Here is a 22,897-nt window from a genome sequence, read left to right as displayed (position 1 = left end):
CACCCCTACGATGCGGTGGTGCGGAACACCAAAGCGTTCAAAGAAGCCGTAGCGCAGACTCTCGCCGAACTGGCCCGCCGGGGTGTGACCCTCACGCCGGCGACGGTGGAGGACACCATCGAACAGAACGTCCAGGCGGTGGCCAACCAGCTCCGCATCCAGGTGCGATCAGCCTGGAGGTACTTCGACGCCTCCTCACTCGCCGACAGCCTTGCCCAGAGCGTGCGGGAATTCGAAGACGGGACCGACGAAGAGGTCGGGCAAGCACCCCTGCCGCCCCAGGGCAACCCCGAGCTGGCCCTGATCCTGGCGGGCGTGCCGGACGCCCTGGCCCAAACCGGCGGAGACCTGTACGCCGTAATCATCAACGTCGCCGTCAACGCGTGGATGGCCGGCCACATCCACGGAGAGGACGGCTGCCAGGGATGCGACGGCAGCCGCGGCCCGGCCGGCCACGACTGGGAGGCCCGCATGCGCACCCTCACACAGATGCAGCCCGACATCACCAAGTGGTTCGACCGAGACGTGTGGACCAGCGCCTTGAACAGCACCGGCTTCACCGTCACCCGCCACTGACCGACCTCGTCGGCGTCCTGGCCGCAGCTGCCGGGACAGGCTTGCCCACCCCCGAGCGGCAGAGCTTGCCCCGACTCAGGGTGCGGCTTGCCCACCGAGTGATCCGCCCTCAGCCGACGGCCGGTGGCGGCGGCATCTCAAACGTCGCTGGCGTGATGACGCTGCCGACACGGACCCGCCGCCCGCCGTCCTCGGCGGGCGGGTACACGACGACAGGCGGCGCGCCGACCATGTACTCAGGTGCGGCGTGGACCTCGAGAGCGCATGCGGGACGGCAGAGGCATTCGTACGCTGGTGATGCTCGGGGCTACCGCGGAGGTCACCCATGCCCCGAACCATCTGGAGCGGTGCGATCAGCTTCGGCCTGGTCAGCGTGCCGATCAACGTGGTCGGCGCGACCGAGGACCACAGCATCAAGTTCCATCAATACCACCTCGAGGACATGGGCCGAGTGCGGTACCGCAAGGTCTGTGAGCTGGAGGACCGCGAGGTCGACCAGTCCGAGATCGGCAAGGGCTACGAGCTGTCGAAGACCCAGGTCATCCCCATCACCGACGAGGATCTCAGCAACCTCCCGCTGCCGACAGCGAAAGCGATCGAGATCGACGCCTTCGTGCCCCTGGAGTCCATCGACCCGCTGAAGATCGCCGAGGGCTACTACCTCCAGCCGTCCAGCCCGGTCGCGGCCAAGCCGTACAAGCTCCTCGTCCAGGCCCTCGGCCGCTCCAGCAAGGTGGCCGTCGCGAAGTACGCCTGGTCCGGTCGGGAGAGACTGGGACTGCTCCGGGTCCGCGACGACGTCCTGGTCCTGCACGCCATGCGCTGGCCGGACGAGATCCGCGACCCCGCCGAGCTGTTGCCGCCGCCGGTCGAGGTGTCCGAGCAGGAGATCGAGGGCGCGCTGGCCCTCATGGACACGATGACGGTGGATGAGTTGGTGGGCCCCGACTTTGAGGACCGGTACACCGAGGCCATGGCCCAGATCATCGAGGCCAAGCGCGAGGAGAAGCCGCTCCCTGAGGCGCCCGAGCCGGAGCAGCCGGCCCAAGTGCTCGACTTGATGGCCGCGCTGAACGAGTCGGTGCAGAAGGTCAAGGCGTCCCGCGGTGAGGGCACCGGCCCGGCCGAGGTGCATGAGCTGCCGAAGCCGAAGAAGACGGCCGCGAAGAAGCAGCCGACCAAGAAGGCCGTAGCCAAGAAGGCGACCGCGAAGAAGGCGACAGGGCGGAAGCCGAAGAGCGCCTGAGGTGCGGCAGGCGTAGGGACACGGCAGACACGGCCGCGGTGACGGGGCTCTCTGGTTCACCGACGTAGATTCGGATGTATGAACGACTCCGTCAGACGCATCGATCCCTCGACTGACCCTGCATCGGCAGCGATCATGCTCGGCTGCAGGCCCGATCAGATCGGCCCGTGCGCACGGTGCCAGGGACTCACAGTTCGGTACGGCAACAACGCCCAGCTCGTCTGCCCGGCCTGCCGCGCCAAGGAGCAGCCGGCCACCTAGCCGCGCGTCGATGCCAGGCAGCGCGGCGTGCGGCGTACGGGTCCTGGCAATCGGTGTGCTGCTCCGCTGGCCGGCCGGAGGCAGTTGCTTCCTTAGTGGGCCCCACCGTTGCCTGGACAGTGGGCTGCACCGTTGCACCGAGAGTTGCACCGAGAGTTGCAGCACCCCTCCGCGCAGATCCGGCGTTCGCCCAGCTCACCCCCCATGGGCAAGCCACTCGCCCTTACCGACACCTCTTTCTCCGCGTAAGTCGGAGGAAGAGGATTTAGTTCAGCACAGGCCAGCACAGCCCAGAGTTCAGCCCATCCCGGCTCCGTCCGCTCGTCCCGCCGGTGCCCGGCCGGCCAGGGCTGCCGCTGGGTCCGCCGTCGGGCCGCTCAGGGGCGCGGCGGGTGGGTGCGCGCGCTCGCGCGCGTGGCGTCGCGCGAGCCGCTGACCAGCGGAGATTCTCAAGAAAGTGCCCCGGAATCACTTCCGTTCAGTGATGCAAGTGCGGTATCTTTGTCTCGTTGGTGGTCGGTGGCACGGCCCCAACACCGAAGCCACGCACCCCCTCACTACGGAGGACTCCCCTATGTCGCACGCGGTCATGATCACCACTCCCGCCGGCAACGCCATGGAAGGGCACGGCCTTACGGACGCGCGCATCATCCTTGCCTCGGATGCCGACTTGCACCCGGAGCGGCAGGGACTGAGCATGACGCGTCGCGCGGTTGCGTACTCCGTGTACAACCCCGCGACGGAGCGGTACAGCCTGGTGACCCTTGACGGCCGGTGGATCATCCCGGGGCGGGAGGGCTACAAGACTCGGGGCCCGGTGGCGACGTACGCGCGGAAGAACATCGCGGATGTGCGCCCGGATGGGCTTGTGATCCTGGAACCGGTGCGGCACAACGGCCGGTACGCGGTAACGCGGTTCGGGGGGCGTAAGGCGGGCATCTGCCGTCGGCAGATCCACCATGCGACGCGCGGGGGGTACGGGTTCGAGTGTTCGTGTGGCGCTGTTGTGACCCCGGACGCCGTTCGCCGTGAGGGGTTCACGATCGTGTCTGACGGCCGTTCGGGTACTCACAATGTGGCGTACGCGGTGCGGTCTGAGCACGGGATTGAGTGGTCGGCGGATGTGGCCATGACGGCGGACGCGCCCGTGGTCGTGGCTACGCCGTTCCGTCCGGCTGCTGAGGTGATCGCGGAGGGCCACGCCCGTAAGGCGGCGGAGGCTGCCGCTGTGGCGGAGTCTGCGCCCGTTCCGGCGCCCGTCGCGGATGTCGACACCATGAACGTTCCGGCGGACGCTGAGGCGCCGTTCTGCGCCCCCTACAGCGTGGCCGAGTACAGCTTCACGCCGGACGTGTCGGTGGTAGGCCGTATCGCGTACGGCGCACCTAAGCCCGTCAAGCGCTGGAAGGTCGTCGACGCGAACGGGCGTGTTGCCTCCGATGATCATCTGTCGCGGCTCGCGGCGGACACCCGCGCCGACTTCCTGAACGGCGAGGCGGGCCACGCGCAGACTCCCGACACGTGCCCGGAAGGCACCCCGGACCATGTCCGCCCGCTGGTCAGTGTGGGCGCGCAGGGTCGCGCTTACGTCACGGGTGGGGGCGCGCGACTGAACATCGAGTCGGCGGACGGGCGTGCCCATTTCACGCTGCACACCGTGCCGGATGAGGCACACCCGGAAGCGCGCGACGGGTTCCACAAGCGTGCGCGGGAACTGTCCGGGGAGATCGTCAAGCGTGGTGACGGGCGCCCCGTGTTCAAGCCCGCGAAGGTTCAGATGTGGTCGGGCAAGCCCGCGCCGCGTAAAGCGTTCGCTCCTAAGGACTACGCCCCGGGCGCGATGCTGGCCTGGACTGCCGACGGGGTCCGGTACACCGGGCAGGTCTGGGCGAACCGTGTGAGCTCCGGGAAGTGGAACGGCGACCGGGGTGAGTGCTCGGCGGTAGTGGTGGCGACAGTCGACGGCCGTCGGGCGCGGCGTGATGAGGCAGTGTGCCTGCCGTTCGTGCACGGCTCGCGCCGCAAGAGCACATACGCATTCGTGGCGACTCAGTACGGGAACGCGGACGTTGAGGTGATCGCTCCGGAGTGCGCGTCGGACGGTCTGTTTGATGTGGTGGCCACGACCGGTGACCCGGTTGAGGGATGGGAGTCGGAGGGTGGCTACGTCCCGGGCGTTGAGCCTGCCGACGCTCCGGCGGACCCTGCCGACACTGTCGAGCCTGCCCCGGCGGAGGTACCGGCAGAGACTTCCGAGCCTGCCGACGCTCCGGCGGAGGTTCAGGCAGGTGAGCACTGCCCCCGCTGCGACCGGAACACGCTGTACGGCATCGAGTGCGCCTACTGCGGCCACGTGATCATCACGGCTTTGATCGGCAGTGGCCCGCGCCTGTGCCCGGCGGAGGAAAAGGCCATGGCTACGGGCCGTCAGTACTGCCCGCGCTGCTTCACGGTCGGTGTGGCGCTGTACGCGGCGACGCTGCACACGGGGCGCGGGTACGTGTGCGCCGAGTGCTACACGTGGGTAGGGCGCCGTCTGCCCGAGGCTGGTCCGGCGCCGGTCAAGGCTCCGGCCGGTGAGGTTATCCGGGCCGCGCGGGCAGCGCGCAAGGCAGCGGAGGAGTCGGGCGCGAGCGTCGGCGAGATTCACCGCGCTGGGGAGGCCGCGCGCAAGGCGGTCGCCGTGGCGTACGGGCAGCGTCCGGCGGACGTGATCAGCGACCCGTGCAGCGTGGACGCGTGGGAGGGCGAGGGCGGGGCGTGCATCGGCGTCGACCGGCCCAGCGCGCCGGACGCTGGATCGGGTGCTGAACCCGACGGCACCGACCCCTCTCCGGAACTGGGTACATGTACCGATCCGGCCGTCGACGCCACCCCGGTACTCCCTGACGTCGTGAGCGATCCGTGCAGCGTGGACGCGTGGGAGGGCGAGGGCGGCGCCGTGCCCGGCGTCGAGGCGCCACGCGCGGAACGGCCCGGCCTGGACCCGTACGCCGTACGTCCGGCCGTGGCCCAGTGGGCCACCACCCCGGGCACCAACCACCGGACCGCGACGCTGACTTGCGCGGGGGAGGAGTACCGCGTCTATCACGCCCCTGATGCGGTGCTGCCCTACACCGTGCGTCGGACCGTCGGCGGTGCCGACGTCGACCTGGGAGGCTGGGTCGGCATGGACGACGTGCGCGCGATCGTCCGGGCTGACCGCCGCCGCAGTGCCGCCCTGGAAGCGGACCGCCGCCGTGTCGAGCAGGAACAGCGGCGCGTGGCCTACCGGTTGGAGGGGCAGCGGCGGCAGCCCCCCGTACGGTTGTCTGCGGAAGAGCGCCTGGCTATCGCCCGGCGCACAGAGGAAAAGCATCGTCCCGTGGCTGCGGAACTCTACGTCTCGCCGATCACAGGAAGGGCGGTGCTGGCCTGGGTGTGCGGGACGTGCGACACCACGCACGATGACCACCTGTGGAGGCCGCAGACCATCGGGGGGAGCTACCGCACTGCGCTGTCCGTCGACCGGGCCACCCTTGCTGCCCTGGTGGAAAAGCGCGGGTGGATCGTCACCAGCGCCTGGACGGCCCATGGGACGCGCGGGGACACCATGCGTGCACGGATCGCCCCGACCCCGGCCTACCTCGCGTGGGTGGACGCGACCTACGGGCCGGACCCGGCCACGCCCGAGGTGGAGGCGGGGGAGCGCATCGTCCCCGTCCAGCGGGGATGGTGGGACGTGGTCAGCAAGGAAGGACACCGCTACGAACTGACTTGGCGGCCGACCCTGACCGGGCCGGTGTGGAGCGTGCGTCACCGCAGCGCCGGCGGCTTCGAAACGGTCGCCACGACCGGCATGGCGGGCACGGTCCTGATCGGTATGCGGGCCCACTCGGCCAAGCGTGACCACCAGCCCGCGGACGAGGGGTGCTCCGAATCGGTACATGTACCGCTCGCGAGCTGACAGGCCGGTCCTCCTGGCCCCCGCCCTCGGGCGGGGGCCCGCAGCTCGGCGGCCGGCTCCCAGGCAAGGGGCCCGGGGCACTGCCGGACCGGGCGGCAGACCGGTGGGTTCCCGAGAGTGGAGCCGGCGAGGTGCGGATGGGCACTCAGGGAAACGGAGTTGACCACGGGGCGGCAGGGATTGGTACATGTACTAGATGGGTGCGCGCATCAAGTGGCAGGACATCATCGACCGGGCCCGCGACATCGTGGAGGGCTACGACGGCGGCGTCACCGTCCGACAGGTCATGTACCGGCTGGTCGCCGAGGGGCTCTTGCCGAACACCGCACCCACCTACCGCAGGCTGTCCTCCCGGCTCGCCCAGGCCCGCCGCGACGGGCTCTTCCCGGACCTCATCGACACGATCCGCGAAGTGCACGTTCCGCCGGCCTGGCCGGACGCCGACGCGTTCGTGGCGGACATGCCCCAGTGGTTCCGCCTGGACCGCACCCGCGGGCAGGAGTGGGCGCTGTACGTGGCGGCCGAGAAGGACACGCTGCGCCAGCTGCTGACCGGGTGGCTCGCCGAGTACAGCATCCCCGTCCTCGTGGTGCGCGGCTTCGGCAGCCAGTCCTACGCCGACGTCGTCCGTGACCGCGCGCGCAGAGATCCCCGGCCGGCGGCGCTGCTCTACATCGGCGACTTCGACGCCAGCGGCTCCGACATCGAACGCGACTGGGTGCAGCGCACCGACTGCTGGGAACGGGTGGAGAGGGTGCTGCTGACGGACGGGCAGGTCCGCGAGTACCAGCTGCCGCCGGCCGAAGGGAAGAGGGACGATCCGCGCTGGCCCGGGTTCGCCCGCCGCTACGGCTTCGATCTCGACCGTCCCGTGCAGTGGGAGGTCGAGGCACTGGAACCGGCCGAACTCAAGCGTCTGGTGATGGAGGCTGTCGACGGCTACATCGACCGGGAGATCCTCGCCGAGGTCATGGCCGAGGAAGAGCAGCAGCGTGCCCGGCTCGCCGCCATCCTCGGCCGGCAGTAGGAGGGCTGAAGGAGCGCACGGACTCGGCCATTGGGAAGCGCGGGTGCGGCGAATACCGCCCGGGGCAGGGCTCGGGCTGCGACACTGGCCCTGCCCCGCTGTCCCCCCGTCGGCGGGGCACCTTACGCTGCAGGGACGGTCGGCCGGCCGCGGACAAAGAAAGCGGCCGGCGCCCAATCCGCCGAAGCGGGTGGCAAGGGCACCGGCCAACCGAAGACACACACCGCTTGAGGACAGGAAGTGACCCGCACGGGTTGCGTCGCCCTCTGAGTGTAGCGGTGCGACAGGCACGAAGAACGCCTCCTTGCCCGCGATGATGCAAGTCCGGTAACTTTCTTTCGTTGGGTGTGTTGTGGCAACCGCACCCGCGCCGAAGTCATCAGCGTCGTCAAGGAGTTGCTTCATGCTGCACCGCGCACGCCCACGTGCCGCCGTACTACGCCGCGCCCGCCGCTGCCGCGCCGCCCTCAAGGCGCACCACAACGATCGGGTCCTGGAGGACCTCGGCGCTCGCCTCGTCGACGCCCCGGCCTGCCGATTCCTGGATGCGCCGGTGCTGCTCGAGAGCCTGCAGGGGGTCCAGGACGCGCGGACCGGCACCGCTCAGGACCGATACCGCGCCGCCGCCCGCACCCTCGAAACCCGTTGGCCTGCCACCGCCGCCGAAACGCCCACCCCCACGGCATAACCCCCGCCCCGCCCGCAACGCCGACGCCGGCGCCCTGCATAACCGACCAGGAGTGAGTGATGATCCGCGCCGGACGCCGGAAGTACGCCCAGAACAGCGAAGAGCTCGCCGCCGCCATGGGCGTGACGATCGGCACCTTCCGCAACAAGAAGCCCTACGCCGACGAGGCCTTCCCGCCCCTGATCAGCTCCGACGGGGCGCGGGTGAAGCTGTGGGACAGCGAGCAGACCGCTGCCCACCTGGCCGGCCGACCCGTCCCCGAGCTGCCGCAGGAGGACGACGAGCAGGACCTCCTCGACCGCAACGAAGCCGCCGCCGAGCTGGGCATCACTCCCAAGACCTGGGACGACTACAAGACACACCCCCAGATCGCCCCCCACCTGACCAAGGTCAAGGGTGTGGAGCACTGCCCGCGCGGCATCGTGCAGGCCTTCCGCACCGGCAAAGACGCCGGCACCGATACCGGACCCAAGGGCCGGCCGAAGGGCAGTGGGGACATGGTGCCGCGCGACGAGATCTCCGCCCGGGTCGGCGACCTGCTCGACGAGGACCCGGCGGTGACCCTCGCAACCGTCCAGGAGCGCGTCGGTCTGTCCTATGCCGCGGCCGCGCGTGCCCTTCCCCGGCTGCGCGGGGAGCGGATCGCCGACCTGCTGCAGGCCGAACCGGACGTGACCCCCGAGGAGGCCGCCACCCGTCTCGGCTACCCGACCGCGGTGCAGCGCACAGCCCTTGCCAGCGCCGCCACGGAACTACGCGCCCGCCAGGTCCAGCCGTACCTGCAGCGCGTCGCCGACGTCCTGGTCGGCGCAGGCCTGGCCGAGGCGCAGGACGTCCGGGTGCAGCGCCTGGAGGGCGATGTGCTCGCCGCGGCCGTGGCGCTGAGCGGATGCGACGCGCCCGCCCTCGTGTGGGACGAGCGCTACGGCTGGCGTACTGCGGTCAGCCGGCGGCACCCGATCGGCAAGGAGACCGGCACCCCGCCGGAGGGCGAGGGCATCCGCTACCTCAGCGAGCACCAGCAGCCCGAACCCTCCGAGCTGCTGGCCGCGCTCACCGACCACCGGCACGGCACCAGGCATCCCAAGACCGTCCACCCGGCCGGAGGAGCCCTGCAGGGCTGACCCACCGGCAAGAAAACGCGTGACACGACAACCTCGGCCTGCGGCCCGGACATCGTTTCGGTGTCCGGGCCGCTTCACGTAACCAGTGTCGGCTGGCATGCCAATTTGCCTGGAAAACAGGCCCCTTCACCTCCCATTGATGATGTTAGTGCGGTATCTTTGTCTTGTGGGTTTCGTGGCAGAGCCCACCACCGAAGACAGACAGATCCCCAGGGAGACTTTCGTGCTGGACACGATGAAGAACACCGCCCGCCAGTCGCTCACCGACACCCTTACCGACCTCGGCCGCGCCATGGACGAACAGCGTGCCGTCACCATCGCGTACGCCGACGCGGACGAGGCCCCCTCCATCCGCACCATCGAGATCCACGACATCGTCACCGGCGGCGACGACGGTGCCGTCTTCGTGCAGTCCATGGACCGGCTGAGCGGGAACTTCCGAGGCTTCCGGGCCGACCGCATCCAGATCTACATCGCCCTCGACGAGCCGTACGTCCTCGACGCCCCCAACGCCCCGCTCCCGGTGCGCTTCACCGCCCACACCGAGAAGGAGTTCGTGGCCCTGGAGCTGGAGCGCGACTGACCGCACGCGGCACACCGCACGGTGCCGGGCCCGCCGTACGGGCCCGGCACCGCGGCCGCCGCTCCGGTCGCCGCTACCCGCGCACCAACCCCTGGAGCCACCGCATGCCCGCGTACGCGCCGCCCACCCAGCTCGCCGAGCTCGCGGCCACCCCCGTGGCCAACACCTTCCGCCCCAAGCGCGCCACCGTCCTGTCCTACGGCCTGGGCGCCGACTCGACAGCAATCCTGCTGATGTACCTGGCCAACCCCACCGCCCACGGCCTGGAACCCGACCTGAGCGACCTGATCGTCGTCCACGCCGTCACCGGCGACGAATGGGAAGACTCCCTCTCCTACTGTGATCGCCTCGTCCTGCCCCTGCTGCGCGAACGCCGTGTCCGGCTGGTCCAGGTGTGCCGCGCCGGCAAGAGCGACGCCGAAGGCGTCCTCGTCCTGGACGACTCCCGCACCCCACAGCGCATCCACCAGGCCGGCCCATGGCGCCTGTCCGACGAACTGCGCGCCGCCGGCACCGTCCCGATGCTCGCCTCCGGCCAGCGACGCTGCAGCATCCGGTTCAAAGGCTGGGTGCTCGACCACTGGGCGGCCGCAGAGTTCGGCACAACCTCCTACCGGCGCGTCATCGGCTACCACTACGACGAGATGGGCCGCGCCGACAAGGACAGCAAAATCCAGCGGGACCACAACACCAAGGCAGGGCGCACCATCTGCGAGCCGCACTACCCGCTGATCCTGGCCAAGATGAAGCGGGCCGCCGTCGAGGCCTACGTCTACGAACAGCTCGGCGAGAAGATCAAGAAATCGTACTGCTCGCAGTGCCCCTTCAGCGGGGTCTGTGCCTCCCGCGACCGGCACGAGGAGCGGCTACGTGAGCACCCCCACGTCGCTGCCGAGGTTCTCCTCATGGAGTTCGTGTCCCAGGCCCTGAACGAGCAGATGTCGCTGTACGGCCCCGCCGGTTCGCTCTACCAGCGGCTCGCCGAGGACGGCCGCAACAACGACGTCCTGACCGCGTTCGAAACCGCCCTGGACCAGGCCGAATACGCCGTCTACGAGATCCGCCGCATGACCTTCATCGGCCGGACCAAGGACTGCCGCACCCACCACGGCAGGAAGTGCAGCCATCCGAAGTGGTGGTGCCGGCAGGAGCGCACCGCCCGCTGTCGGCGCGACCACCCCCAGGGCGGCTACGTCGACTACGAGACGGGAGAGCTCATCGAACACCCGCCCTGGTGCTCTGGGCCCGACGGCTGCCGCGGCAAGGTCAAGAAGGGCCAGTCCTGGCGCTCCCTGCGCACCGTGTGGGTAGGCGACCGGTTCACCGCCGAGCTGCTCGTACGCCGCTACGCGTCGAAGAATCCGCACGTGAAGCTCACGAGAGGCGAGCACTCCCACATCCGCCGCGCCCATTATCTGCTGCCCACAGATGGACTGCCCTGCGCTGAAGCGTTCCTCGTTGCCGCACCCGCCGGCGCCGTCGACAAGCAGCGCAAATCCTTCGAGGCCCGTTGGCGGGACGTCACCGGCCGGACGGGCACCGTCTTCCGGCCGGTGCGCGGACTCCCCAAGCCCGGACCCAAACGGAAGAAGGGGACGCCGATCCCGATCCGCCGGGTGATCGACACCACCGACGTGACGCTCACTGCCTGACCGCGGCCTGGCCGGCTCGCGGCCGCGCCTCTGGGAGGCCCGTCCCGGAGGCGCGGCCGCCAGGCCGAGCGGGGGAGTGGGGTGCACCCCCCTCCCGTCCGTGATGTAAGTGCGGTATATTTCTATTGATGGTTGGGCGGGATGCCCACCAATCCACCTCCCCCTGCTCCAGGAGAGATTCCGCATGGCTGTCGTCACCGCCGCCCGCGCCGCACACGAGATCCTGCGCTTCGCCCGCACCACGCCGTCCCAGGACAACCTGCGCGACCTGCGGCAGGCCCTGCGCGCCATGGGGCGCCTGGCCCCGGCCGAACACCACCTGGACGTCGTTACCGTCCACGACGAGATCGCCGGAGCGGCTGAGGAACTCGTCTCCGCCCGCCGCGACTTCACCGCCCGTCGGGCCGCCCTCGCGTACATCGACGCCGCCCTCAACCAGGCCGAGAAGGTGATGCTCACCCTCGACCCGGCCGCGGCATCCCCGTTCCGGCCCACCGACATCCCCGCCACGCCCGAGGACATCACGGCCTCTGCCATCGCCTACAACGCCGCCTGCTTCACCGACTGGTACGCCGAGACCCGAAGCATCAAGGACGGCACGCCCGCCGTGCGCGTCCACTGCCGCTCCGACCACCGCACCGGCCGCACCATCACTGCCGTCATCACCGCCGGAGTCGACACCACCGACGGGTTCGTGGCCGCGCACCCGCCCGTCGCCCACACCTTCACCCGCCTCGACGGCCGCGAAACGCCCGCGGACAACGCCCGCCGCGCCATGTCCACCCGACTGAGCTTCCCCGGCATCCCCATCAGGTGGACCAGCGACCACCGCGTCTGACCCACCACTGTGCTCCGAACCCGGTGCGGGACGGCAGTGGCAGCCGCCCCGCACCGCCACCGAAGACACCACACGGCTGAGGAACCCATGGACAACACCACACGCCTGCACCTGCTGGACCTGATCCGCCGGGCGCAGCAAGCGACCGCCGCACACACGGCCGCAGTGCGCGCCGCCGCCCGGGCAGCAAAAGCCGCCGCCCAGGCCCGCGACCACGTCGACGACCTCGCACGGCAACGCACCACCACCCCGGACCCCGCACAGGCGTCCCAGGCCACCGATGAACTGGACGAGCCCCTGGAGGAATACGCCAACTGCCTCCACCGCCTCCAGGCCGCCAAGAACAAGGTGGCCCGCACCTTCCTGTCAGCTCGCGCCGCCAACCGCACCCTCGGTGCCTCGTACGCCCGGCACGCCCGCGGCCGCGCCCGAGCAACCAGCCGCGACCAGATCGCCGCAGGCCTGCTGGACGAACTCGCCGACGTCCCGCTGGAGATGATGGACGCCGCGCACGCCATCCTGGTGCAGTCCAGCGCCGGCAAGGACTCGCTGGTCATGCTGCACCGCATCGCAACCTTGGCCAAGAAGGCGGGCTGCCTCCACAAGGTCGTCGTGATCCACATCGATCTGGGTGAAGAGTCCGAGTGGCCGGGCGTCCGCGAACTCGCCCAGCGCCAGGCCGAACGCTACGGCCTGCGCTTCCACGTCCTGCGCGCCGAGGGCGGACTCCTCGGCCTGGTCGAGAAGCGCGGCATGTGGCCCGACGCTGCTCGCCGGCTGTGCACGGCGACCCTGAAGCGGGACGTCGCCAACAAGCTCCTGCGCCAGATCGCCGCCGAACTCGGCCTCGACGAGCAGGCCGTCATCCTCAACTGCATGGGGATCCGCGCGGCCGAGTCCCCGGCCCGCAGCAAGAAGCAGCGCCTGGCCATCGACATGCGCACCAGCGCGAACAGCCGCATGGTGCTCACCTGGCACCCCATCTTCGAGGTGACCGACCGTGAGGTCTGGCAGGAGATCGCCACCCACGGGCTGGAGTACCACCCGGTCTACGACGCCCTGATCCCCCGCCTGTCCTGCGTCTTCTGCGTCCTGGCCCCCTTCGACGTCCTCGTGCGCGCCGCCCGCCTGTGCTGGGCCCTCGGCCTGCCGCTGCCCGCCCGCTACCGAGACCTGGAAGCGAAGATCGGCCACCGCTTCAAGCAGAGCCACAGCCTCGCGGAGGTCTACGCCGAGGCCGAGCGCCTCGAACGCGAGGAAGGCTCCCTGGTCTGGAACCGCGGCGACGCCATCCGGCAGCACCTCGGCGCCGGCGAAGCCGATGACTACCTGGCCCGCGTCGCGCTGGCCGCCTGACCCTCTACACCTGAGCGCCCTCCCAGGGGCCGCCGGCCACGCGGCACGGCCCCTGGGCGGGGTTGCCTTTGCCCGCTGCTGTAAGCCCGGGGGTCAGAGGCGATCACGTTTTCGGCTTGGCGCGTTCGGGCCTCAGCGGTCCTCCACGATGAAGCAAGCCCGTTCGTAGAGCTCGTCGAACGTGATGACTTCGACGTCCTGGATGGATCGCCTGTACTGCTCGAAGGAGGTGATCTTCTCCGGGTTCACCGAACCGCGGTCGGCGAACTCACTGAGGCGACCGATGACCAGCACCTGTCGGGGGCGGGCGGTAGAGATCTCAATGTCCGTCGGGGCGCCGTCGTCTTCATAGAGCTTGTGCAGCTCGCCGGTGACCAGCCGGAGGGCCTTGTGAGCGGTCTTCTGCACCTGCGCCACTGCGCCGACGACGTCCTTGGAGACCTGGTAGACGTCCGGGGGCCGGTACGGCGTGCCAGCCAGCAGGGGCGTCATATGTGTCTTGATTTCGCAGAGCAGCAGGCTGCTGATGAAGCCTTTGGAGCGCATGACGGCGTCACTGCGCTTTCCCGCCCCGGTGAAGATGTTGGCGCCGGTTGTGATGCGCTCCAGCTTCCCGTCGTTCAGTGGTTCACAGGCCACGAGGTTGAGCCCGTACCCGAAGATCCACGGATTTTCTTCGAATAGGCCCTGCCAGACTGCCTCTGGCCCTGCGACCTGTTGGCGCTCCCGCTCGAAGTAGTCCGGATCGGTCAGCAGCTGGCGGAACCGTTGGAGTTGTGACTTGCGGTTACTGATCAGTCGGATGTCTTCTTCCGTGAGGGCGCCGCCGACAGCGGTCCTGACGGCTTCGAGGAGAGTCGTGCGGTCCTGGTCGGCCAGGAGGCGAGCCAACTCGGCTTCGTCGCCGACGACCAGCCGCAGACTGCTCTCAGGGATGTCCAGTCCGACGCAGCTCTGGAGGAAGCGGATGACCTTCCAGAAGCTTTCGTGGACATCGCTGGTGTCGACGAGTGCCTTGACGATCTGAGGGGCCTCGGGGCCGGGTATCGCTTCCGTGGCTGCTGTCTTCGCAGCCTTGGTCTTGTCCTTCTTCCAGAGTTTGATCCTGGGAGAAAGGACGCCGTCCTTGTTTATGAGGGTGACGTTGCACAAGGTGGCCACCCGCGGCCGGTCATCGAGAAGGAAGTCGGTGATCAGGCGGCTTCTGCGCGTGTCGTAGAAGTAGGGGAGCCCTTGGCCGCGAATCTCGAGATCTGAGAAGTCCTGCGTCGTGACGTCGAACTCCGTGGTCGGGAGACCGATGCGGAGGCGCCGTAGAACGGGGAGATCGGGCTCGGCCGTCTGGTTCCTCCAATCCGGTGAGACGGCCGGCAGCGGTCCCATGTCGCCTTCGACCACGAGGGACTGGACGTCTGCGCGCTGGAGACGGACGAGTACGGCTTCCAGGCGTTGCCAGACCGCATTGGTGACCGCCTCCGTGAATGCAGGCAGGAGGACAGACGGCACGGTGAGGACTGCCTCGTAGGTGGCGTCCGTCCATCCGTCACCGGGCATGGGGTGGTAGAAGCCGCCGTCACGGCGCAGCGTCAGTACAGTCGGGCGGAGAAGGTCTCGGGCGACTTTCTCGCCGTCGCGGTCGAGGAGGCTGTAGGTCTGTCCGAGGACGAGGTCGAGTTTGCCGGTGTCGTCGTCATCGAGCGGCAGTGAGACCAGCGGGCCGGTGTCCGGTGCGGGGGCTGGCGCGTAGACCGGCCGCCCCGATATGAACTTGAAGGCGCGGAGGGTCCAGCCGTCCGGCCCGAGGAGGCGATTCAGCTTCGCGACCAGTTGGGACGAGTGGTCAACGTCGGGCTGCACCTCGGGATGCACGAACCGCGCCAGGAAGGCGAGAAGCACCTCGTCAGGGCCGTCGTGGAGTTGGAACTGCGGGTACTCGAAAACCCAGTCATCGGACCAGTCGAGCGGGTTGTTGACCCGGTGCTGGATGATGTCTTCACGCGCCGTCCTGAACCGGCGGTCCGTCGACGCCAGCCTGTCGAGGTCGTACAGGGATCCAAGGAAGTCGATCTCATCGAGCCGCCCCCACCAGGGGCCGCCTTCACCGCTCAGGTAGTCGACGATGTCGCGTCGCGTGAGTGGCGTGATCCTCTGCGTGCTGTTGCTGTGTGATGCCGGGGAGGCGGCGGACTGCGTCATGCCCCCAGAATGAACGCCCTCCGCCTCAGATGTGGGTGATAGGACATCAAATGTCTCTGACCTCAGCGGTGACGTCGCCGATGCCGCGGCATCGGCGAGCAGCGCTCCTGCCTCGCCCGCCTGGCCGCGGCCGACGATCCACTCGGCCTGGCCCGGGCCCTCATGACTTGCGCAGCCCCGTCACCCGCCCGGCTAGTTGCTGGAAGCCTGCACGGTGGGCGGCAGCGGTATGTCGTAACGCGCGAAGAGGTCTCGGAAGAAGCCGGCGACTACCCGAGGACCGCCACTGTGATCGAGCTCGTGGCCGCCGAAGCGGTAGACCTCGTACCCGGAAAGCTTCAACTGCCGGTCCTCCGAAACCATCTGGGCATACAGCTCAGGGTTCGCCTTGCCGTTGACCGAGTAATGCTGTTGGCCGTCAACCTCCAGAACCACGCGCACCCGGTGGGGCAGCAGCAGGAGGAAGTCCATACGCTGCCTCGCCAAAGGGCCAGGCGTGGCCCGGGCCTTCGCGGTGTAAGGGTCGTAGTGGAGATACACCTGGGGAATCAGGGCGGGCAGGGCAGGCCCTCCCTCCCGGAAGTACAGCGCCGCGTACGTATGGAACAGGACCTTCTCCGGCGGGGAGGCAAGCGACTCCGCAAGCCGTGCGCACAGATCCCCGGAGGCGGCCGCCTGATCACCCGACACGGCGGGGTTCGTCTCCTGCCACCAGCTCACGAGCTCCGCCCACGACAGGCCGGCGGCGCCGAGCGGCCGGGTGTACGTCAGGCAGAACTTGGCGTTGCGGACGATGTCGAGGCGGTTGTTGACCGCGTCGCGCAGAACGATCTCAGGCTTGGGGCCGTTAGCGGCAAAGATCAGATTCTTAAACTCTCCGTCGACGCCGGTCATCCCCAGGGAGGCGAGGACCTGCTCCAGCTGCGGCGCCTCATACTCGTCGAGGACCTTGCGCGCGACGGCGGTCAGCTCCGGTACCGTCAGCGGCCGCAGCCGATGCATGACGTAGCGGAACTTGCTCTTGAAGGCATCGCTCTCATCGCCTGGCGACAGTCCCAGACGCACGCACTCGCCCGGAACCTCGTACGACTTCAACTCGGATACAACGCTGGCTATGGCGGACCGCAGCGTTTCAGGCTTGACCGCATCTCCCATACCCCGAGGCTAATGGGCTGCACCGACACAAAGCAGTCAACCCGATCGGGCCCTACCCCTCCGGAAACGGCCAGCGGCCCTGCCGGCGCGCGGGCCTGGCCGGGCTCACCCCACGGGCACGTGCGGGCAGGTTTCGCGCTGCTGATAGCTGCCCGGCACGCCGGAGCCCACAGCCGCCCAGAAGGCTCGGGAGTCCTGGAAATGGCCGCCCAGGGTGTGCCAGGACAGGCCGGGGTGCTCGAGGCGCAGCGCGCCCAGGCCCGCGGTGGCCAGCCCGCACCGCTGATACTTCTCCACGGTGTAGGGCTGCTCGACCCACCCGAGCCGGCAGTGGGCGCAGACGGTGTAGTCGACGGCGAAGGCGACGTCGCCAGCGAGGTTCGCGGCGCGCTCCCTCCAGCCGGGCCGTTCCGAGGAGGGAGTGTCCTGCCAGGGCGCATCCATCCTGATCACGGTCCAGCCGGTGGGCTGCCGGCCCCATCTGCCGCCGCTGATCGCGCGTAGGACCCTCTGCCAGGGCGTGCCGTCCGCAGCCCATGCCACGTCGCGGGCCTGCGCGGCCAGTGCCAGGGCCTCTTGCCGTTCGTCAACGCTTCCCATGCCGCCTACCGTGCCCAAGCAGCCTAAGGCCCCAACGCCCGGGCGCCGACCGGGAATCCAGGCGCGCTGCCCAGCCCGGGCTCGCCACGGAGCTCTTGACGGACCTGGACCGGCGGCCGGGGCGCGATAGGGCGCAGACCTGCCCTTTCCGTTTCGTGGGTGGGGGCGGCCCCGCCCGGACGCGTGCCGGTCGGCGGTGCGGCACGCTGCGCGCGCCGTACCGCCTCGCCGCGTGCCGGGCAGCCGATCCGCGTCCGCCCGGACCGAGCGCTCCGCGCTCTCACGCGCTGCGGGAGGCAGCAGCCGGTCCCAGTGCGCTCCGCGCCCTGCTCCCTCGCTCCGCGCTGCCGTCTCCCTTGCCTTCGGCGCTCCGCGCCGCACGGCCCGGCCCGCACCCGGACGGGGCCGCCCCCACCCACGAAACATCCTGTGACCTGCGAAGAAAGGCGTTTCCCTCCCCCGATAGTGATGAAAATGATGTATATTTGTCTCGTGAGGCGGTCCCGTGGCAAGGGCCCCGATCACCGAAGACACCCACCCAAAACCAGGGAGAACCCGTGGCGTTCGACTACGACAACCCCCACGAGATCAGCATCTTCACCACGCTGCACCCCGACGGCGAGGTCGCCCACTCGGTCGGCCAGCCCACCCGCACCACGCTGCTCACCGAACTGCCCATCCTCGCCGGAGCGGCCCCATACGCCACGCTCCTGCTCGCCGACGGCATTGAGCTGCACCACCAGCCCGCAAGCACTGGCCCGAACAACCCGATCGCGTCCACCCTCGCCGCCCACCACGGCTACGAGGGACTGACCCTGCGCGGGACGGTCTACATCACCGGCGGCAGTGCCGAGAGCGACACCGCCATCGGCATGGAGATCCACCCCTTCGACGACCTCGACCGCGCCCTTCACGCGGCGGCCGAGACCGTCGGAGCCCGCCTGTACTGCAAGATCCGCCCGGACGATACGGTCACGGTCGCCTACGACGACTACGTCCCCGGCGACGTGTTCTGGTTCCTCGGCACCAGCCACCGCGTCCTGCGGTTCGAGGACATGGACCCCCAAAGCGTCACCGCCCAAAACCACCCCGGCGCCCGCGTCATGGTCTGCGACGACGAATTCACAATCACGGCACTGCCCGGCTCCCTCTTCCCCGAGCGTGCCGACCGTGCCCCGGCTGGATTCTGGCAGCGCACCGGCCATCAGCTCCTGCCCGCCATGTGAGCACCCCCGGGGCGGCCCTACGCCGGGCCGCCCCGGCCTCACCAGCAACGCCAACCGCTCACCGAAAGGCAGCAGCATGTCCGCACTGTGCAACCACACCCGACCCGACTTCCACTTCGACGGCGAGACCTGCATGTACGCCCGGGACCTGTGCCCCGGCGACAAGCTCTCCGTCCTCAGCGGCTCCGCCCAGGCTGTCGTCCGGGAGGCCGCGCCGGCCGACGAGGCCGGATGGATGTCTGTCCTCCTCGACGTCTCCTGGGACGGCCCCACGCTCATCAGCTCCGACAAGGTCCTGTCCGTACGCCGCCCCGAGCCCGAGCCCGAGCGGGACGGCACTGACGGGGAGGACGACCCGGACGTCCCGGTGACCGTCGACCTCACGGTCACCGAAACCGTCGTCTACGAGTTCCGCTCCGAGGTTGAAGTCCCGGCCAGCATCGCGGCCGACGAGCACGAACTGCACGGCTACCTCGACGAGAACGAAAGCCTGTGGCTCGATGACCTCGACCCCACCGGCGAGAACGCCGCGCTCACCATCACGGAACGCAGCCTCGACGAGGTCTGCCTTGCCGGACCGGAGGCGTAGCCGTGAGCACCTTCCAGCCCCCGACGCCGACCAGGCCCGAACCATCGAGCGCCCCGGCAGCCCCGGCCAGCCAGTGGCCAGGCGCCGAACGGCTGACCGCGTACGACGAACTGGCCGCAAAGGCGCGCGACTTCCTCGCCCGATTTCACGCTGCGGTCAACAAGTACCGGATTCCCGCTGAGGACGGCGAGATCCTGGAAGGCGCGGACATCGACCCCGCCCAGTATCCGGCCTACGACGAGATGCGTGCCGGCTACGGCGAAAGGGCCATGGACCTGGTGGAAGCGCTGGCTGGCTGCGCGCCCGAAGAGGGGGCGTGAGCATGGCTTCCTACCGCGTGTGCTGGGACATCGACCTGGACGCCAGCGACCCCGTCGACGCGGCCCGTAAGGCCCTCGCCATCCACCGCAACCCCGGGTCCTGGGCCACGGTGTTCACCGTTCACGGCGAACAGCATGGCGCACCCCAGGTGGTGACCGTCGACCTCGACCCCGAAGGGCTCGAACCCTCCGGCAACGGGACACTGAAGGTCGAACAGACCGCGTGATCCCCCACGCGTCCCCGGAGCGCCCAGACCACCCCGGGGACGCGCCGCCGAAGGGAAGCGCTGCACAGCACCCCAGGACGCCACAGGAGCCGACCTGACGCCCTCGCACGGCCCGACGGGATAACTGGGCGCGGCAGCGCCCCAGGCGCGGCAGAGCGGGGCGCAGCATCAGTTCTCGTCGGGCCGGGGCGCGCCGCCGTCCGTGCCGGTCGGCGGTGCGGCACGCTGCGCGCGCCGTACCGCCTCGCCGCGTGCCCGGTGACCGCTCCGCGTCCACCGGGCCGCGCGCTCCGCGCGCTCACGCGCTGCGGGAGGCGGCAGCCGGTCCCAGTGCGCTCCGCGCCCTGCTCCCTCGCTCCGCGCTGCCGCATCCCTTACCCGTGACGCTGCGCGCCACGGGGCGCGGACACGCCCCGCGACGTGCCCCGGCCCGACGCCCGAAAACTCGCTCTGGCCAGGGGAAATGCATCAAAGAAAGATCCCCCAACCCCTGCAAAACGTGATGCTAGTGCAGTATATTTGTCTTGTTGGCCGGTCCTGTGGCAAGGCCCCAACACCGAAGACACACACCCGAGTTCAGGAGACACCCATGTCCCCGATCACCACCACCGCAAGCGACGACCAGCGCTTCGCCCTGATCATCCAGCCCACCGGGAACTTCCGCCTCCTCGCCTGGCTCCCCGTCAGCACCCCGCACCGCGCGCTGTGCTGCGACAACGCCCGCCCGGTCGACCTCACCACCGCCCTGACCCTCTGGGTCGACCAGGACGCCGCAGCCTACGGCCAGCACCCCAACCGCGCCGCCCACGGCCTCATCGCGCTCTACCGCCCCACCCCGTTGCCGTACATCGGTGACGTTGTGCTCACCGGCACCCCCGACGCCAACGGCAACCCCCACGGACTCAGCCACACCCAGGCCCTGGCCCTGGTCGACCTCTACCTGGACACGGCCACGGTCAACCTCATGCCGCGCCCCCGCTCCTGACACAGGTCACGCGCTGGCCCCCGGCCCACCCGAGGGCCAGCGCCCCCGAGTAATTCAGCAGAGAGGGAAAAGACCAATGCAGAGCGGAGCTGTTCAGACTTTCACCGTCATCGGCCTGCGCTCAGACGTCGACATGAGCGACCTTTTCATCGCCGGAGTAATCCCCGGACCGGTCACTGAAGAATTCGCAATTCTGGAAACCAGCGAAGAAGAATTCACCCGCTGGGCTATGGAATTCGACGCCCCGGACGCCGACACCGCAGCAGCACACGCATACCTGCAATGCCGCACGGATGAGGAAGTCGAGAGGGAAAGCGCCGGAGCACTCCTGCAAGCCGTCCTCGCGGACGTGTCCATCAGGTCTCGGCGCGGCGGCGACGCCTCGGCCGGAGCGGTGTGGATCTGGGTTCCCGCCGGTGCAGACGCGTACGTGCGCATCTCGGGCACGGGCGACACCGAGAACGAGATCGACTATGACCCGGCCGAGCATCACGGCTGGTACGTGGTCTACGACTCCGACGCCGCCGACGCCCCCGATCCGGTCGTCCTGCACGACGGGTCCGGCTGCCGCGACTTCCGGGCCGACACCACCGCCGTCGTGGAGAGGATCCGCTGCTTCCTCGCCGCCGCCCGCCGCGCCCGCTAACTCCCAGGCGGGCACCGCCCGCCCGATCCTTTCGAGGGGACCGGACCCATGTACCTGGTGACAACAGACACCCGGCTCGGCGCCGTCGTCGTCGCCCCGGAGTGCGCCGACGACCTCAACGACGAAACGCGCGCCGCCATCGAGGCCGCCGCCTTCACCTGGCAGCCCGACATCGAAGCCTTCACCCAACCCGGCCAGGACCGACAGGCGGCCGCCCGAATCGCCCTCCGGCTCGTCCAACTCGGGCACGACGTCTTGGCGGTCTAACCAGGCCAGCACCAACCCAGCCCGGCGGCGGGGGAGTGGCACCCCCGCCGCCGGGACCGACCGAAGACACGACTGAAAGGCCCACCATGTCCAACTCCCTGATCCCCGGCGCGTCCGACTACGACGGCATCAGCGAAGACGCCATGCGCTGGACTCCCGATGAACAGCACGACCGCGCCGACGCGCTCACGGAACTGTTCGGCGGCGAAGCCGACGTCATCCACACCTACACCCGCGCCCAGGCCATCGCCGACGGGGTCCTGGTACCCGCCCCGGCCGAACTGGCCCGCGAGGCAGGCTTTCGCGTTCCCGTCGCGCTGACCGCCGCCGCATGGGCCGACTGCGTGGAGTGGAGTGACGAGGACAGCCGCCGCCAGACCCCGCAGGACGAGACGGGCCGTCTGTGGGACGTCCTGAACATGACCCGCTTCGCCATCCGGCGGAGCCGGGGCGGGGGCAGCAGGGTCACGGTCGAGCTGTATCGGGTCCCGCGTGGCGGCAAGGGCCGCCAGCCGCGCCGCGTCCATCTCGTTGCCCGCATTGGGCCTGGAGACAACGCGGAGCCGGTCATGACGATCTCGCAGCCGGACGAGGACTGACGCCTTGGCGGGCGTGACCGGCCCGGTCACGCCCGCCGGCACTTTCTGCCCCCAGACCGAGCCCCCACAACATGGAGGAACACCCGATGAGCAACTCTGCCCTTGCTACCGAGGGCATCTACGACCCCGAGCCGGGCACCGAGTACATCTACGCCCTGTCGGATTACGGCCGTGCCGCCGCCCGCTCCCTCGGGCCCGGTTGGGGCGCCGAGTCCGGCTTCCTCGGCGCATGGGCCCTGATCTTCTACACCGAGGAGCCCGATGGCTCCCGGCTCAACGGCCAGTCTCTGCGCCTTTTTGTCGACGCGGAGGGAGATTTGTGCGTAGAGATCCACGACGACGTCATGCCCTCGTCGGAACGGCACTACATCCCCACCATCGAATTGCCGGATTTCGCGCCACGCACTCACGAGGAATTGTCTACTTGGGGTGACTGTATCGCCGCAGCCATCCGTCGCCACTACATCGACTGATTGATAGCAGCTCAGAGAATGTGGGGTATGGAGGGACCCCGGGAAGGGCCTTTCTGGGGCCTTGTCGGGGTTTCTTGTTTCGGGTTCGTTCGGTTTTCTGGTTGCGGCTTGCGGTTTATGGATTATGTCTGATGCTCTGTCAGTTCCGGGGGTTTGTGTGTTGGGTGTCTGGTGGGGCCGTCAGGCCCCTTCCGTGTCCCGGGAATGGTTGTCTCCTGCCCTGTGTGTCAGGGGCGGGGAGGTTTGTTTTCGTGCGGGCGTGCGGTGAATTCACGGATCGGGTGTGCCGGTTTCTGAAATGGTGTCATGGTGGGGGT

Annotated in this window: 22 protein-coding genes; 19 read left to right on the top strand and 3 right to left on the bottom strand. The window is 69.2% G+C overall.

The window, feature by feature from the left end:
• The first annotated feature begins 18 nt into the window (after positions 1-18).
• From ACZ60X_RS36115 to ACZ60X_RS36070, 10 genes are all read left to right on the top strand, one after another.
• Positions 19-576, top strand: a complete 558-nt coding sequence (locus tag ACZ60X_RS36115; protein WP_469607936.1) for a hypothetical protein — start codon at positions 19-21, stop codon at positions 574-576.
• 325 nt (positions 577-901) lie between these two features.
• Complete coding sequence (gene ku / locus ACZ60X_RS36110) at positions 902-1,822, top strand: non-homologous end joining protein Ku (protein ID WP_360098969.1); 921 nt, start codon at positions 902-904, stop codon at positions 1,820-1,822.
• An 835-nt stretch (positions 1,823-2,657) separates the two neighbouring features.
• Complete coding sequence (locus ACZ60X_RS36105; protein WP_469607932.1) at positions 2,658-6,029, top strand: hypothetical protein; 3,372 nt, start codon at positions 2,658-2,660, stop codon at positions 6,027-6,029.
• A gap of 196 nt (positions 6,030-6,225) precedes the next feature.
• A complete protein-coding gene (locus ACZ60X_RS36100) occupies positions 6,226-7,056 on the top strand; it encodes a hypothetical protein (protein ID WP_469607929.1) in 831 nt (276 codons plus the stop codon).
• Between the two features lie 403 nt (positions 7,057-7,459).
• Positions 7,460-7,744, top strand: coding sequence for a hypothetical protein (locus ACZ60X_RS36095; protein WP_469607927.1), 285 nt, complete (start codon positions 7,460-7,462; stop codon positions 7,742-7,744).
• A gap of 59 nt (positions 7,745-7,803) precedes the next feature.
• Positions 7,804-8,868, top strand: a complete 1,065-nt coding sequence (locus ACZ60X_RS36090) for a DUF6292 family protein (protein WP_469607924.1) — start codon at positions 7,804-7,806, stop codon at positions 8,866-8,868.
• Positions 8,869-9,091: 223 nt separating this feature from the next.
• Positions 9,092-9,451: a WYL domain-containing protein gene (locus ACZ60X_RS36085; RefSeq protein ID WP_469607916.1), complete on the top strand. Its 360-nt coding sequence runs from the start codon at positions 9,092-9,094 to the stop codon at positions 9,449-9,451.
• Positions 9,452-9,555: 104 nt separating this feature from the next.
• A complete protein-coding gene (locus tag ACZ60X_RS36080) occupies positions 9,556-11,103 on the top strand; it encodes a hypothetical protein (RefSeq protein ID WP_469607913.1) in 1,548 nt (515 codons plus the stop codon).
• A gap of 184 nt (positions 11,104-11,287) precedes the next feature.
• Positions 11,288-11,941, top strand: a complete 654-nt coding sequence (locus tag ACZ60X_RS36075; protein ID WP_469607911.1) for a hypothetical protein — start codon at positions 11,288-11,290, stop codon at positions 11,939-11,941.
• 87 nt (positions 11,942-12,028) lie between these two features.
• Positions 12,029-13,297: a phosphoadenosine phosphosulfate reductase domain-containing protein gene (locus ACZ60X_RS36070; RefSeq protein ID WP_469607909.1), complete on the top strand. Its 1,269-nt coding sequence runs from the start codon at positions 12,029-12,031 to the stop codon at positions 13,295-13,297.
• Between the two features lie 132 nt (positions 13,298-13,429).
• On the opposite strand, the gene ACZ60X_RS36065 is transcribed toward ACZ60X_RS36070, so the two are convergent.
• The 3 genes from ACZ60X_RS36065 to ACZ60X_RS36055 form a co-directional block, all read right to left on the bottom strand.
• A complete protein-coding gene (locus ACZ60X_RS36065) occupies positions 13,430-15,493 on the bottom strand; it encodes a Shedu anti-phage system protein SduA domain-containing protein (protein ID WP_469607907.1) in 2,064 nt (687 codons plus the stop codon).
• 192 nt (positions 15,494-15,685) lie between these two features.
• On the bottom strand, positions 15,686-16,648 hold the full coding sequence (locus ACZ60X_RS36060; protein WP_469607903.1) for a hypothetical protein: 963 nt from the start codon (positions 16,646-16,648) through the stop codon (positions 15,686-15,688).
• Between the two features lie 105 nt (positions 16,649-16,753).
• Entirely contained in the window at positions 16,754-17,248 is a 495-nt protein-coding gene (locus ACZ60X_RS36055) for a hypothetical protein (RefSeq protein ID WP_469607900.1), read from the bottom strand.
• A 557-nt stretch (positions 17,249-17,805) separates the two neighbouring features.
• Between ACZ60X_RS36055 and ACZ60X_RS36050 the strand changes: the two genes are divergently transcribed.
• The 9 genes from ACZ60X_RS36050 (at position 17,806) to ACZ60X_RS36010 (ending at position 22,580) form a co-directional block, all read left to right on the top strand.
• A complete protein-coding gene (locus tag ACZ60X_RS36050; protein WP_469607897.1) occupies positions 17,806-18,474 on the top strand; it encodes a hypothetical protein in 669 nt (222 codons plus the stop codon).
• Between the two features lie 76 nt (positions 18,475-18,550).
• On the top strand, positions 18,551-19,063 hold the full coding sequence (locus ACZ60X_RS36045; RefSeq protein ID WP_469607895.1) for a hypothetical protein: 513 nt from the start codon (positions 18,551-18,553) through the stop codon (positions 19,061-19,063).
• Positions 19,064-19,065: 2 nt separating this feature from the next.
• Positions 19,066-19,383 (top strand): hypothetical protein, encoded by a 318-nt coding sequence (locus tag ACZ60X_RS36040; RefSeq protein ID WP_469607892.1) that lies wholly within the window; start codon positions 19,066-19,068, stop codon positions 19,381-19,383.
• Between the two features lie 2 nt (positions 19,384-19,385).
• Positions 19,386-19,610 carry a hypothetical protein gene (locus ACZ60X_RS36035; protein ID WP_469607889.1) on the top strand — a complete coding sequence of 75 codons (225 nt, stop codon included), beginning with the start codon at positions 19,386-19,388 and terminating at the stop codon, positions 19,608-19,610.
• 589 nt (positions 19,611-20,199) lie between these two features.
• On the top strand, positions 20,200-20,595 hold the full coding sequence (locus ACZ60X_RS36030) for a DUF3846 domain-containing protein (RefSeq protein WP_469607886.1): 396 nt from the start codon (positions 20,200-20,202) through the stop codon (positions 20,593-20,595).
• 76 nt (positions 20,596-20,671) lie between these two features.
• Positions 20,672-21,241: a hypothetical protein gene (locus ACZ60X_RS36025; RefSeq protein WP_469607883.1), complete on the top strand. Its 570-nt coding sequence runs from the start codon at positions 20,672-20,674 to the stop codon at positions 21,239-21,241.
• A gap of 48 nt (positions 21,242-21,289) precedes the next feature.
• Positions 21,290-21,508, top strand: coding sequence for a hypothetical protein (locus tag ACZ60X_RS36020; protein WP_201843412.1), 219 nt, complete (start codon positions 21,290-21,292; stop codon positions 21,506-21,508).
• 86 nt (positions 21,509-21,594) lie between these two features.
• Positions 21,595-22,107, top strand: a complete 513-nt coding sequence (locus ACZ60X_RS36015) for a DUF6573 family protein (protein ID WP_469607880.1) — start codon at positions 21,595-21,597, stop codon at positions 22,105-22,107.
• Positions 22,108-22,193: 86 nt separating this feature from the next.
• Complete coding sequence (locus ACZ60X_RS36010; protein ID WP_469607877.1) at positions 22,194-22,580, top strand: hypothetical protein; 387 nt, start codon at positions 22,194-22,196, stop codon at positions 22,578-22,580.
• Positions 22,581-22,897: the final 317 nt, after the last annotated feature.

The organism is Streptomyces sp. NPDC104106 (assembly GCF_055584345.1).
This window is presented reverse-complemented; position numbering and strand designations above follow the sequence as displayed.